Annotated in this window: 11 protein-coding genes; 3 read left to right on the plus strand and 8 right to left on the minus strand. The window is 69.7% G+C overall.

Going from position 1 to position 13115, the window contains the following annotated elements; genetic code table 11:
* Window positions 1-3: 3 nt before the first annotated feature.
* Window positions 4-729, plus strand: coding sequence for a hypothetical protein (locus VT85_RS00990; protein WP_068409386.1), 726 nt, complete (start codon window positions 4-6; stop codon window positions 727-729).
* Window positions 730-872: 143 nt separating this feature from the next.
* Here the strand turns inward: VT85_RS00990 and VT85_RS00995 are convergent, their stop codons facing one another.
* The gene (locus tag VT85_RS00995) at window positions 873-1154 is read right to left on the minus strand and encodes a ribosome-binding factor A (RefSeq protein WP_156512600.1); all 282 of its coding nucleotides are present in this window, start codon (window positions 1152-1154) and stop codon (window positions 873-875) included.
* A 647-nt stretch (window positions 1155-1801) separates the two neighbouring features.
* Window positions 1802-2395 carry a TetR/AcrR family transcriptional regulator gene (locus VT85_RS01000; RefSeq protein WP_068409389.1) on the minus strand — a complete coding sequence of 198 codons (594 nt, stop codon included), beginning with the start codon at window positions 2393-2395 and terminating at the stop codon, window positions 1802-1804.
* A 63-nt stretch (window positions 2396-2458) separates the two neighbouring features.
* Between VT85_RS01000 and VT85_RS01005 the strand changes: the two genes are divergently transcribed.
* Both VT85_RS01005 and VT85_RS01010 read left to right on the plus strand, forming a co-directional pair.
* On the plus strand, window positions 2459-3331 hold the full coding sequence (locus tag VT85_RS01005; protein ID WP_068409391.1) for an NAD(P)H-binding protein: 873 nt from the start codon (window positions 2459-2461) through the stop codon (window positions 3329-3331).
* Between the two features lie 69 nt (window positions 3332-3400).
* Entirely contained in the window at window positions 3401-3874 is a 474-nt protein-coding gene (locus VT85_RS01010; protein ID WP_231871440.1) for a hypothetical protein, read from the plus strand.
* A 4-nt stretch (window positions 3875-3878) separates the two neighbouring features.
* Here VT85_RS01010 and VT85_RS01015 read toward each other — a convergent pair whose 3' ends face one another.
* From VT85_RS01015 to VT85_RS01040, 6 genes are all read right to left on the minus strand, one after another.
* Entirely contained in the window at window positions 3879-5555 is a 1677-nt protein-coding gene (locus tag VT85_RS01015) for an alkaline phosphatase family protein (RefSeq protein WP_068409395.1), read from the minus strand.
* Window positions 5556-6578: 1023 nt separating this feature from the next.
* Window positions 6579-7127, minus strand: coding sequence for a formaldehyde-activating enzyme (gene fae, locus VT85_RS01020; RefSeq protein ID WP_068409397.1), 549 nt, complete (start codon window positions 7125-7127; stop codon window positions 6579-6581).
* Window positions 7128-7246: 119 nt separating this feature from the next.
* Window positions 7247-8368 (minus strand): lipid-binding SYLF domain-containing protein, encoded by a 1122-nt coding sequence (locus VT85_RS26375; protein ID WP_082858260.1) that lies wholly within the window; start codon window positions 8366-8368, stop codon window positions 7247-7249.
* A gap of 273 nt (window positions 8369-8641) precedes the next feature.
* Entirely contained in the window at window positions 8642-10465 is a 1824-nt protein-coding gene (locus VT85_RS01030; RefSeq protein WP_082858261.1) for an esterase/lipase family protein, read from the minus strand.
* A gap of 151 nt (window positions 10466-10616) precedes the next feature.
* Entirely contained in the window at window positions 10617-11234 is a 618-nt protein-coding gene (locus tag VT85_RS01035) for a PEP-CTERM sorting domain-containing protein (protein WP_197491026.1), read from the minus strand.
* A 192-nt stretch (window positions 11235-11426) separates the two neighbouring features.
* Complete coding sequence (locus VT85_RS01040; RefSeq protein ID WP_082858263.1) at window positions 11427-12989, minus strand: trypsin-like peptidase domain-containing protein; 1563 nt, start codon at window positions 12987-12989, stop codon at window positions 11427-11429.
* Window positions 12990-13115: the final 126 nt, after the last annotated feature.

Genomic DNA, 13115 nt, shown 5'->3' on the forward strand with positions numbered 1-13115 from the left:
CTCATGACCCGACGCCCCCCGATCGCCGCGCCGGCGATCCTCGCGCTGCTGCTCGCCCTCGCTCCGGCCGCGTCGGCGCAGGAGCCGACCGACCGCTACGAGACCCGGGACGTGGAGGGATGGACCGTCCGCGTGCATCGCGACCTTCCGCGCGACGAGCCCGAACTGGCGTCGCGGGCGATGTCGCTCCTGGCCGACCAGCTTCGGGCCATCGTCCGCGTCGTGCCGCCCGAGGCCGTCGCGAAGCTGCGGATGATCCCGATCTGGGTGGAACGGGCCGAGCCGCACCATCCCTGCATGGCGTACCACCCCGACGCAGGCTGGCTGCGCGAGCACGACATGAACCCGGACAAGGCCCGTTGCGTCGAGATCGCCAACGCCCGCAACTTCCTCGACTGGTGTCGCGACCAGCCCTGGATGGTGCTCCACGAGCTGGCCCACGGCTATCACCACCAGTTCGTCGAGGGGAGCTTCGCGAACTCCGAGATCGCCTCGGCGCTGGAGCGGGCGCGCGAGGCGAAGACGTATGAAAAGGTGCTCCACATCAACGGACGCGAGCAGCGACACTACGCGCTGACGAACCCGATGGAGTACTTCGCCGAGGCCTCCGAATCCCTCTTCGGCGTGAACGACTTCTACCCCTTCGTCCGCGCCGAGCTGGCAAGGCACGACGCCGAGGTCCACGCCCTGCTGCGGCGTCTCTGGCTCGTCGAGCCCTCGGATCGCTGAGGCGGGATTCGTCGGAGGACATGAGGCCTCCTCGATCACCCTTCCCCAACCAGGGGGGAACGTATGAACGCGCCGACGCCCCTTCACTCACGAGTGGGAAGAGGCGTCGGCGACGGCTTCGGGGCGATGGCGGCCTGTTGGGCTCAGCCGAGGGCGCCGGCCGGGGCCAGGTGATAGATCAGCACCGGCGTGCGCTTGCGGGTGATGGCCTGGGCGACCTCGCCGCGGATGTGGCCCGAGGCCTTGGCCAGGTGGTCTTCGATGCGTTCCAGGGTCCGGCCGTCGTCGCAGGCCAGGGCGACGGAGAGCCGCGAGGCGTCCGGCGCCGGCTCGACGCCGACGACCTGGAGGCCCTGGAGCAGCGGGTCGCCGCAATCGGCCAGGACCTCGCTCAGCGTCACGGCCACCTGATGGCAGAGCTGCATCGCCTTGCGGTCCTTCGGCTCCGTGGGCCCGCCGCCGCGACTGCCTCGACGGCGCCGCGCGCTCGGGAGCCGCGATCCCTCGCGATCGCTCGCCTCGCCCGGGTTCCAATCCTCACTCCGGCGCAGGGGGAAATGACGTCCCATGATCGTCCTCGTTCCTGATTGACGGCTATCCGTGAGGCTTCCTCGACGCATCCCGGCAGGGCGCGGGGCGTCACCGACCGCCGGCTCCGATCGACGGGCGCGGCGGCACGAAGGGGGGAAGGGCCCGATCTCGCAATGGACCTCCGCGACGGGCGCGGAGAGGGGCGAGAAGGTCTCGCGGGTTCGGACGTGCGATCCGCTCTCGCTTAGAAGCGATTCGCAGAGGCGGCGAACTGGCGAATCAGGCCCGACGATTCAATAGGGCGGGAGAGTGAAAACATCGTCGGGCTCCTTCGCGGTGAGAAAAGGAGAGGTGGCATCGTGTTTGATGCGCGGGTAAGCACGATCGAAGCGTGCTTCTTGATTCTAGCCCACCTATCGGCGGCGAGCAACACGATCCTCCAGACTCCCCGCGCCCGATTCCGGTTCGCGGCCGGAGTGGTTTCGTCCGAAGTGCTTGTGTCTTGAGATCCTGCGTCGCCGCGTCGGCCAGGCCGTCGGCTTCAGCACGGGACGCCGAGAAGGCCTCGGATCGTCCGGTCGAGCTCGGCCGCGAGTTCGGAGACGGGCCGCTCGGCCTCGATCCAGGTCGTCCGCCGCGCGCCGAGGATCTGGCAGGCGCCGGAGATCAGCAGGCTGAAGGCGACGTCCGCGTCGAACCCCAATTCCGGGCCGGGCTCGCCGAACGCCTTGCGAATCTCGTCGACGCCCCGGGCTCGGCCCTCGCGGAGGGCCGCCAAAATCGCCTCGTCGAACGTCGACAGTCGGAGGAGGACCTGGACCGTCGCCGGCCGCCTCGCCAGCGCGGCCACGGTCGCCGTGACGCAGGCCGCGAACCGCTCCCGCGCCGAGGCCTCGCCCGAGACGCCGCCAAGGTCCAGCAACTCGGCGGCCGACGGCATGAACGTCTCATCCCCCGCATACGCGGCGATCAACCCGGGCAGCCCGCCGAAATAGCGGTACACCAGCGCCTTGTTCGCCCCCGCCCGCCCCGCGACCCCCTCCACTGTGGGTGCCCGGCCCGACGCCAGCTCTTCCGCCAGCGCCTCCACGAACGCCCGCTTCGTCGCCTCCCGCTGCTTGTCTTTCTGGTTCACGGCGATAAAGTAACGCAGGCGTTACTGTCCTGGTGAGGGTGGGGGCGACACGGGGAGGATGGCATGGCCGGTTCGTATCTGATCCTGGGAGCGACGGGCGAGGTGGGCCGTCGGGTGTTCGCAACGATGCGGTCGCGGGGGCTGTCGGTCAAGGGGGCGTCGCGACGGCCCGATGGGGCGGGCCTGGTGGAATTCGACCTGCTGGACTCGCGAACGCACGGCCCGGCGTTCGAGGGCGTGGAAGCGGTCATGCTGATTTCGAGGCCGGGGGACGAGGAGGCCGACGTCCACGCCGGGCCGGTGGTCGAGGCGATGCGTGCGCGGGGCGTGCGCCGGGTTGTCGTCCTGTCGGCGCTGGGAGCGGAGCGTCGCGAGGACTTTTCGCTGCGGAAGGTCGAGCGGCTGGTGGAGGGGTCGGGCCTGGCCTGGACGCACGTCCGGCCGAACTTCTTCATGCAGATGCTGGCCCGGCCGCCGTTGAGCGGGGAGATCGCCGAGCTTGGCATGCTGAGCCTCCCGCTCGCCGACGCTCGCATCGCCTACGTCGACGCCGAGGACGTGGCGGCGGTCGTCGTCCGCGCCCTCGACGGCCCCGAGCGTTCCGGTCGGGCGATCGAGGTCAACGGCCCCGAGGCGCTCGATCACCACGAGATCGCCGCCGAGATCGCCGGAGCGACGGGCCGAGGCGTCCGCTACGTCCCCCTTGACGACGACCAGGCGCGACGACTGCTGGAGCTTCGCGGGCTGCCGCCGGCGCACGTCGAACGCGTCCTTCGCTTCTACGCGCTGGCTCGGTCGGGTTGGTGCGCCTCGGTCGACGCAGAGGTCTCTCGATTGATCGGTCGGCCTCTCGGCCGCTTCGCGACGTTCGCTCGCCGTCAGGCTTCGGCCTGGCGGGTGCTCGGCCGAGCGGGCGACGGTCCGAATCCCGATTGACGCGGTCGGGGAGATCGTCTAAGACCCGCCCGCTCCACGTCTCGTTCCACCAGCTCGTAGGAGGCGATGATGCGACCTGGGATTCTCGGCCTGTCGCTGGCGGCCTGCGCGATCCTGGCGGGGGCCGCCTGGTCCGGCGACGACCAGGAAGACGCGGGAGGGGCGATCGCGAGCGTCCCGGTCGCGGAGCCGCCGAAGGTGGGATCGCGGTGTCGAATCGAGCTGAACCCGGTGTCCACGGGCCGCGACGTGACGGAGACGCTCCATGAGGGCGTGGTCGCCAGGTCGAGCGCGGAGGGCGTCGGCCTGACCGTCACGGAGACGCGGCTGACCGTCGTCCGACGGACGCCGCTCGCCCGGATGCGGTTCCTGAATCGGTTCTTTCGGAACGTCGGGATCAGCCGCCCCGCCCCGGGGGCGGCGAAGGAAGTCTGGCTGCCGACCGCGACGATCCGATCGCTGACGCCGATCCCCGCCGGGGCGGCGAGCCCGGCCGACCCCCGAGCGCTGACGCCCAAATTCCCGACGTCGATCGAGGGCTGACCGCTCAGAGATAGCCCAGGTCGGCGAGGCGGCTCTGGATGGCGGCTTCGTCGTCGGCGGTGTAGGACGAGTCCACTTCGGCGCCCTCGTCGTCGTCGCGGTCGGCGCGGCGGTCGGCGGTGGCGGCGAGTTCGGGGGTGAGAAGTTCGCCCAGGACGCGGCCGTCCATGTCGGCGGGGACGGGGACGCCCAGCAGGTGGAGGACGGTCGGCGCGATGTCCAGGAGGTTCGCCCCCTGCGGGCCGGTCCGGGGCTGGATGCCGGGGCCGCCCGCGACGAGCACCCCTTCCATGCGGTGATCGCCGGTCGGGCCGAAGGCGGGCGAGACGATCTTGTGGGTCGTGAAGTCGTGCAGCCCGATCGTGCGGTACTTCCAGTCCTTGAGGACGACGGTCAGGTCGGGCGCCTTGTCGGCGTGGGGGCCGTGGTACAGCTCGGCGGCCTCGTGGACGCGCTCGACGAGCGCCTCGCCGGTCGCGGGGTCGACGATCGTCATGAGGCCCGCCTTGATCTCGTCGAGCAAGGCGCGGGCCTCCCCGGGGTCGACGCACCCCTGGGGCTGGCGGCCCTTGAGGTTCAGGAAGATCTGGCCGAAGTTCCCCTGGGCGTAGGCCCGGGTGCGCGACCAGTCGATGTGCTCGCGCGAGAGGAACGTCTTCTCGCCCAGGCGGTCGATCCAGCTCTCCTGCTTGCCCCGGAAGCGGGTGACGCGGTGGTTCGCCATCCCCCACTTGCTCATCAGCCCGTAGAACCACTCCGGGGTCACGCCGCGACGGTAGAACCAGTGCTTCTGCTTGACGTAGAAGCCGTCCTTGAGCGCGATGTAGCCCTGCTCCAGCAGCCAGACGTTGAAGTTGACGTAATGCTCGATCGGCCCGAAGCCGTGGTCGCTCATCAGCAGGAACGTGGTGTCGGCGTCGGCCTTGTCGAAGATCGCCCCCAACCCTCGGTCGAGCGTCTTCCAGAACTCCAGGAGCTTGGGCCGGAGCGCTTGCAGCTTGCTCTCGCGTCCCTTGGCGGCGGCGTGGGTGGTGTCCCAGGCGTGCCACAACTCATGGCCGAAGCGGTCGGTGGCCATGAGGTCGAACATGAGCAGGTCCCACTCGCACCGTCCCATCAGGAATTCGATGGTCTTGAGGTGCTGGTCGAGGAACGCGGTCAGGTCGTCGGTCACCGCCTCCTCGTTGTCGCCGTCGTGGATCGACGTCGACCAGGCGCGATAGGGGCCGACGGCCTTTTCCAGCTCGGCGAAGAGCGCGGGGTCGCTGGAGAAGTCGGGGGCGTTCTCGGGGCTGAGGAAGTCGCCCAGGTAGAAGCCGGGGAAGTCCTTCGCCGGGCGCGGGGGGTAGCTCATCGGCACGCCGCCGGCGATCGTCTTCTTGCCGTGGCGGGCGGCGACCTCCCAGATCAGGTCGGACCGGATCGCCCGCGACGAGTTGACCCGGCCCTTCATCGGGTCGTGGTCGTGCTCCAGGAACTCGAAGACGCCGTGCTTGCCCGAGTTCTTGCCGGTCATGACGCCGGTCCAGGCCACAGGGCTGAGGGGCGGGAAGACCGACCGCAGCTCGCCCGAGGCCCCGCCCTTGCGGAGTCGCTCGAAGTTCGGCAGCAGCCCCTCGGCGGCGAGAGGCCCCAGGATGTCCCAGGTGGCCCCGTCCAGGCCCAGCACCATGACCTTCATCGCCGCACGATCCTTTCCTTGACGCCGCTTGACGTTCGTTCCGACCCGCCGTTCCCCCGAAAATTCGGCTCCATCCCTCCCAGCTTGCGGAATTCCGGCCGATCTCGTCAACCGAGCTTCGGCCTGACCCCGTCAAGGCTTCCGGCGGCCTCGCACCCAACCTTCCCCTTCCCGAGCCGAAAGGTCGAGTCGCGCGGGAGCCGCAGGCCGCACCGGCCGGGCTGCCTCGTTCCACTATATCACCTGCCTGGATTCTAGGCGGCGGCGGCCGATTCTCTGGGCGATCACCGGACTCCTGGGGGCGTCGAGCTCTGCCGAATGGCCCGCTGGGAGTCGTGCCTGGAAAAATGTTTAAGTCTCAAGTGCCCTCAATTCCTGGATTTGCGCGAAACCAAGACGATAAATCGCGAAGCATATCCGCCTTTGGCGCGGCTCATGCTCTAGGACTCCACATCGCAAGCGACGGGGCCGAAAGCTCACCGGGCTCCGAGTCGCTTCCCCAAGCCAAACCGACAGTTCCGTCGATCGACCGGAACTCCGGCAGCCGTCACGAGCAAGCGTCGTTCTCCCTGGCTGTGCCCGGCTCCCTCGTTGGGAGCCGGGCTTTTTTTGCGCCGAGGTTTCGGCCGGCTGGACCCGGCGAGGCTGTCGGGCTAGGCTGAAACCGGTTGGAGTCCGTGGAACGGATCTCCCTTTCATCGGCGTCGCGTCAGCCGTGAAGACGCGGAAACATGGGCGTCCGAGTCGAAGTGGCCGAGTACGAGTCTTTTGAAGTCGCGATCAGGCGATTCAAACACCTCGTGCGGCAAGATTACGCCGTGCGAGATCCCAGATGGCACAAGCGGGATCGGCATCGGTACGAGAAGCCGAGCGTCCTCCGCCGTCGCCGTCGCTGGGTCGACACCGCGGAGCGGCTTCACCCGTACGCTCCCGACCCTTCGGGCCTCCTCGACTGGTACTTCCGGTTCGAGGTCCGGCCGCGCAGGCTTTGGCGAAACCCACGCCCTTCGAATTGGCGCTTCCTCACAGCTCGCCGTCGAGGCCGAGCTTGTGGAAGTAGTGTTCGACCTTGTCCTGATTCTCCAGGAGCCAGTCGATCGAGGGGGCGTTGTGGAGGGCCTTGCGAATGGCCTTGAGGGTGGCCTCGCGGTGGACGTCGAAGAGGGCCTTGTGGTCGACCTTCTCGACCTCGGTCACGGACGGGTCGAGCCAGACGGAGTAGATGATGCCCAGGTCGTAGACCTTGTCCCTGGGGATGACGCCCTCGCGGACGGCGTCGAGGACGCCGTTGGCGATCGCGGCCTGGACGGTCCCCATCAGGATGTTCGTGTACCTGGCGCTCTTGACGGTGACCTTGCTGACCATGAGGGTCGCCGGGCGGACCTGGACGTCGCTGTTGAGGATCGCGAAGACCCGCGTGTGGCCCTTCACCTGGTCTCCCATCAGGGTCGCCAGGGCGGTGCCGACCGGCCCGTCCAGCTCGCCGATGACGATCTCCGGCTCGGCGCAGAGGTAGTCCTCGGAGCCTTCCACCAACGCCTCGCCCGTCCGCAGCAGGATGCGTCCGCTCATCGTTCCGCCCCCTTCGGGATTCGCCTCGCCTGGTCCGCGTGATCGCGGGTTCCAAGGATAGCGGATCGGCGGGCGTCGGGGAATCGGATCGGGCGGACGGTGGTCCGGTTCGGGCCTCGTCAGGACTTGGGCGGGTCGAGGGGCGGGATGTCGTCCAGGTTCAGGCCGGGCTCGTCCTTGGGACTGGGCGTCGACTCGACCTTGGCCCTGGGCTTCGATTCGACCTTCACCTTGGGGAGCGGCTCGTTGTCGGGCCGGGCCGGGCGGGGGTCGGGGATGGCGGAGGGGAGATCCTCGTCGTTCGCGGGGATCGACCGGGGCTCGGGCCTGGCGCTGGGGAGCGGGTCCAGGTCTTCATCCTCCTCGAGGATTTCGGGGCGGACGACCCGGGGCCGGGGGCGGGGCCGAGGCTCGGGGGAGGTGCGGACGGAGGACGAGGTCCGGGGGGCCGCACCCTGGATCACCGGCTCGTCCGATTCGAGGATGATGGTCTCGCCCTCGACGACCTGGCCGGGCTGGCCGACCACGACGCCGCCGGGGAGCGCGGTCTTCTCGGCGAGCATCTCCTGCAAGGTCACGGCCTGGATGGGGACGGGGAGCTTGCTGTTGACGGCGACGATCTCGCCGACGGAGACGGGGCGGCCGTAGTAGAGCATGTTGGCCCGCCAGTCGATCTGGAGCGTCCCCCCCTCGGCCGAGACCCCGGCGAAGACGCCTCGGCTGTTGGAGTAGGAGAGGATCTCGGATTTCAGGGCGACGTCGGTCCCGGCTTCGAACCGCCTGCCCGCGGGCCCGGCCGCCACGCCGGCGTCCACGCCCAGGGTCAACTTGTCGCGCCCCTTGATGAAGCGGTCGAGCCCGCGTTGGGTCTGGAAGACCAGGATCAGGTCGGTCTTCTGGGCGCCGGCCTGGAAGCCGAAGCTGCCGCCGACGAGGTGGATGAAGACCGGGTTGCTCCACATCCCGTCGGGCTGGCGGACGAGCAGCACCCCCCGGCCGAAACGCGCGCCGATGACGAAACCGGCCTTGAACATGTTGGGGATGATGGCGATCCCCTGGGCGTTGCGCATGACCAGCCGGGGCATGCCCGTCCTGGGATTGCGGGTGACCTCGCTCATCGCCTGGATCGCCTGGCCGACGACGACGTCCGGGGGCTTCTGCGCCCGCGCCGGGGCGGCCGTCGAGAGGAGCGTCGGGAGGAAGCACAGGGCGGCGAGCCGCAGCCGAGTTGGGGTCCGCATCGAGGATCTCGCTTTCTGGGGGGCCGCAACGGGACGCTCGCCCCGGGTGCGGACGGCGTGGATTCCGGTGGCTTTTACAGTCGCCGGGGTTTTTCGTCAAGGCGAGCAGGCCGCGTGCCGAGGAGCTGGAGTTTCGTCGCGGCGACGAGCGTCGCGGTTTGGATTGTGCGGGCGGCGCTTTCGGCTCTTATCGGATCAGGCGGAGGTCCAGCGGCTTGTCGTCGCGGGCGACGTCGGCCTTGACGCGGGGGTCGGCGGCGGCCTCGTCGAATTTCAAGGGCGTGGGGCCGTCGGGGCGGGCGGCGCGGGGGTCGGCGGGGCGCCGGCGGCGATCGCCATGCGGTCGGCGGCGTACTCGTTGGAGTGGAGGGTCAGGAGCCGGTGCATCTCCTCGACGGCGGCCTCGGTCTCCTGCGCGGTGTGGCCGCTGGAGACGATCAGCTCGGACATCGCGCCGTCGACGTGGGCGCTGAGATAGGGGACGACGCCGTCGCCGCCGGTGGGGAGCGGCTCCTTGCCGTCGTAGCCGATGATCGAGTGGAAGGGGACGCTGGGCTCGATGGGGAGGGCGTCGATGGCCTGGAGCACCGGGTTGGTCAGGCCGAGCTGGGCGACGCTGGTGGCGTAGCGGCGGTCCTTGAAGTCCCAGCCCACGTCGTCGCCGCCGTTGAGCTTCGCCAGCGCGCCCTGGATGTCCACGACCTGCTGGGGCACGCGGATCAGCCGCGAGGCGACCCGGCCGATCCAGGCGTCCCCCATCGGGCTGCCGTGGTGCGGCGTGGCCACGAAGACGGCTCGGCGGATCGTCGGCACCGGGGCGAAAAACATGGAGTCCAGCAGCATCCGCTTGGGTTCGTCGGCCAACACGACGTCGTCGGGCGACTTGGCGGTCGCGGCCCGCCAGAGGGCGTCGCCGCTGTCGCTGATCATCAGCCGAGTGAGCACGCCCCCCATGCTGTGGCCGATCAGGACCATCTGGTCCATCGCCGGGTCCTTGGCCAGCGGGTCCAGCTCGTCCCGGATCGAGACCAGGGACGAACGCAGCCGCGCGGCCGAGGTCAGGATCGGATTGCCCGTCGAATAGAAGAACATCCAGAACTGATAGCGCTTGCGCAGCTCGGGATCGCCGCGAAGCTCATTGATGGCGTTGGTCCAGGCGGCGGGGCTGGACATCAGGCCGTGGACGAAGACGACCGGGATCTTGCCGGGCTGGTACGGGTCCATCATGAAGATGCCCGTCCGGCCGTCGTACTCCGAGGGGTACAGGACGCCGAGCCGACCGATGAGGTCGAGGTTGCCCTCGTGGAACTGGCGGGCGACGGGGATGGTCATGTCGTAGGCCAGCGGCAGCGGCGGGCCGCCGGCGGGGCTCCAGGTCATGTCGGGCTCGCGCACCGGGTCGTGGAATTCGAGGATCGCCGGGGGCTCGCCAGGCCCGCCGGGGCGGATCACGGCCGAGGCCCCCTGGAAGACCTGCGCGGGGAAGTGCCGCTCGGACGGGTCGCTCACGTCCAGGGCACCTTCCACGATCCGCTCGTTGTTCTCCAGGGTTCGGGCCATGCGGATGACCACCGGCGCACCCACGCCCCCCCGCCCTGCCGTGCGTCGGAATCCCTTGACCTCGAACTCTCGCGTCGGCAAGACCTCGCGCCAGAGCGGCGGGTCGTAGAGGGCGACCCTCCCGGAGACGCCGATCCCCGACTGCGCCAGGGCCTCCGTCCAGGCGATCTTCTCCGACTTCACCCGGCGGTCGGCCGTGACCAGCAGGTACTCGATCGCCCGCCGATATGCGCCCCGGCCGTCGACCGCCTCGGGCGACTCCCCCCCCCACGCGACGGCCGGCAGCGCCTGGAGGGCCGCGTCGCGGAAGTAGGTGACGGCCCAGTCGGGATGCTTGCGGTCCAGCTCCAGCCCGGACCGGATGAGGGCGTGCGCCCGCCGCGTCCCCGCCGGCGCGATCGTCGCCGTCTCGACGACCTCGCGCGACTCCCGGCTCAGGATCGGCCGCTGGTGCACCACGATCTGCGCGCAGCCGCCCGCCGTCGCCAGGACGACCGCCAGGACCGAGAGCACCGCCGCACGCCGTGGCTGCATCATCCGCCGCCCGCCCCCGAGACCCGGCCGAAGCCGTGGAAGTAGAGAGGATCTCGGCGGGGATCTTAGCGACTTCGGCGATCCTGTCTGCGCCGGTTCGAGGCCGGGACGCCATCGGGTGCCCGGACCCCGGCGAGCGAGCGGTCGGGACCGCTCAGCTCCGCCACTTCATCCAGCCCGCCAGGCCGACCGCGGCCAGGCCGAGCAGGACGACCGACGAGGGCTCCGGCACGACGGCCCCCCACGTTCCGGAGATCTGGTAGGAATATCGCTCGCCGCCGGGAATGAAGAAGGCCGAGAACTCCAGGCCCTTCGACTCGATTCCGCCGATTCCGAACCCGTTCTCGTCGTACAAACGGAAATTCGTGTCGACGAGCTCTCCATCCAGCAGCGTGATGGTCAGGGGCTCCCCGGTATGGTAGCGGGGAGACGCCTCGGCCCGGAAACCGACGAGATTCGTGCCGATCTCGAGAATGTTGGAGTTCGTCGCCGAGAAGGAGATCACCCCGAGGCCGACCCCGTCGTACTGGCTGTCGTCGTAAGCGACGTACATGCCGAGAGTCTGGCGGATCGAGACCCATTCGTTCGACTCGGGGAAGGCCGAGGTGACCAGGCCGACGAACAACGCCTCCACTCTCTCCGCTCGGGCTCCCGGCGCCGCCTGGGCGAAGAGGGCGGACGCGCAGGCGACGATCAGGGCGGCCCGCCTCCCGCGAGCGGCGACGAGACCGGCGGCGGACTTCAATGCATCCGAAAATCCTTGGGTGTTCATGAGAAGGCTCCTCGATCCACATGCGCCACGCACCATCACGGGCGCGGGGATGAGCACGTAGGGTATCGGAGCCGGAGCGTCGAAGCGAACGAAAAGCCACGGAGGTTGATCGCGTGATGTTCGGACGAAACGTTTCAGGAAGGATTAAGCTGGATTCGGTCGTCCTGCGTCTTTAGGTCTCGTCTTCCCCGGTCAGGGCCCCTCGGTGGCCGACGGGGGACCGAGGCCTTCGGCGGCCTGGCCCGGCGGCTGGTCCTGGACGGCCTTGGGGCCGAGGATGACCAGTCCTGCGCCGCGTCCGTCGGGGGTGACGACGAAGAGGGGGAGGCGGTGTTCGAGGTCGTAGTTGCGGATCAGGGCGAGGAACTGGAGGACCGAGTGGACCTGGGTCTGGTCGACGGCGGCGATCCACATGCCGGGGCGGAGGCCGGCGTTGAAGGCGGGGCCGGCGGAGACGACGCGGTCCACCTCCACGATGGTCCGGGGCTTGCCGTCGGGGGTGGGGGCGTCCACCTCCTTGACGCGGAAGCCCAGGGGGGCGATCTCGGGGTTCGTGGGGCTCTCGGCCAGGGTCACGGTCACCTTCTGTTCGGCGCCCTCGCGGTAGAAGACGACCGGCACGTCGATCCCCGCCCCCAGGTCGGCCGTGACGTACCGCAGGCCGGTCGGGTCGTGTACGGGTCGGCCGTCGAGCGAGACGATGACGTCGCCGGGCCGGAGGTCGGCGCGGGCGGCGGGGCCGTCCGGGATCACCCCGCCGACCACCACGCCGTCGGGCTTTCCCGGGAACTTCAGGAGCTTGGCGGTCTCGTCGTCGAGCGGCTGCATCGCCACCCCGAGGAAGCCGCGGGTCACCCGGCCGTCCTTGATGAGCGCCTCGACCACCCGCCGGGCGAGCGACGTGGGGATGGCCAGGCCGATCCCCTCATACCCGCCGGACTGGGTGATGATGGCCGTGTTGATGCCCACGATCCGCCCCGAGAGGTCGATCAGCGGCCCCCCGGAGTTGCCCGGGTTGATCGCGGCGTCGGTCTGGATGAACGACTCGTACTCGGCGATCCGCAGGTCGTTGCGCTCGGTGGCCGAGACGATGCCGGCGGTCACGGAGTGGTCGAAGCCCAGGGGGCTGCCGATCGCCAGCACCCAGTCGCCGATGTCCAGCTTGTCCGAGTCTCCCCATTCGGCGGCCGTCTTCAGCTCGGTCCTCACCTGGAGCACCGCCAGGTCGGTCTTGGGGTCGGCCCCCACCAGCCGCGCCGGCACGTCGTCGCGGGGGCCGAGGCGGACGATGATCTCCTCGGCGTCCTGGATGACGTGGTTGTTGGTCACGATGTAGCCGTTGACCTTGTCGATCACCACGCCCGAGCCCAGTTCGCTGCGGAGCCCTTCGCGGTCGCTGGGGGGGCCGCCGATCGGCAGGCCGTGGCGGCCGATCCCCGAACTCCCGCGGAACGACCGGACGTTCACCACCGCCGGCGAGACGGCCGTCGTCGCCAGCCGGAACAGCCGCGAGGCCTGGCTCACCGCCCCCTGCTCGTCCAGCTTGGAGAGCGCCGCCGAGGCCGCCTGCGCCCTCCCCGCCTCCCACGCCCGCCCCGCCCGCTCGGCGATGAACGGCACGCCGTAGACCGCCAGGACCGCCAGGCTTAAGAGCGCCAGGATCATCACGAACCCCCGCCTCACCGGCGGCGTCGTCGGCCTCGGCGGCGGCGCGTCGTACCCGTACCCATCGTCCGTCACGTTGTACGACGCCATGTGCGATGCGGCCCTCGATCGGCGGAACGCCCGGTGCAAGTCCACGAATGGTAAGCCATTGTGCGGGCCGTCCCCGGCGAAATCAACCGGCGGGGACGCCGACGCGCCCCGACCGATGCGGCCGGC

It is taken from the genome of Planctomyces sp. SH-PL62 (genome assembly GCF_001610895.1).
Lineage (GTDB): Bacteria > Planctomycetota > Planctomycetia > Isosphaerales > Isosphaeraceae > Paludisphaera.

Coding starts and splice junctions, on each gene's coding strand:
- VT85_RS01010 (WP_231871440.1), top strand. CDS start 3,401: ATGCGACCTGGGATTCTCGGCCTGTCGCTGGCGGCCTGCGCGATCCTG.
- VT85_RS26375 (WP_082858260.1), bottom strand. CDS start 8,368: ATGCGGACCCCAACTCGGCTGCGGCTCGCCGCCCTGTGCTTCCTCCCG.
- VT85_RS01040 (WP_082858263.1), bottom strand. CDS start 12,989: ATGGCGTCGTACAACGTGACGGACGATGGGTACGGGTACGACGCGCCG.
- VT85_RS01015 (WP_068409395.1), bottom strand. CDS start 5,555: ATGAAGGTCATGGTGCTGGGCCTGGACGGGGCCACCTGGGACATCCTG.
- VT85_RS01035 (WP_197491026.1), bottom strand. CDS start 11,234: ATGAACACCCAAGGATTTTCGGATGCATTGAAGTCCGCCGCCGGTCTC.
- VT85_RS00995 (WP_156512600.1), bottom strand. CDS start 1,154: ATGCAGCTCTGCCATCAGGTGGCCGTGACGCTGAGCGAGGTCCTGGCC.
- VT85_RS01030 (WP_082858261.1), bottom strand. CDS start 10,465: ATGATGCAGCCACGGCGTGCGGCGGTGCTCTCGGTCCTGGCGGTCGTC.
- VT85_RS01005 (WP_068409391.1), top strand. CDS start 2,459: ATGGCCGGTTCGTATCTGATCCTGGGAGCGACGGGCGAGGTGGGCCGT.
- fae (WP_068409397.1), bottom strand. CDS start 7,127: ATGAGCGGACGCATCCTGCTGCGGACGGGCGAGGCGTTGGTGGAAGGC.
- VT85_RS00990 (WP_068409386.1), top strand. CDS start 4: ATGACCCGACGCCCCCCGATCGCCGCGCCGGCGATCCTCGCGCTGCTG.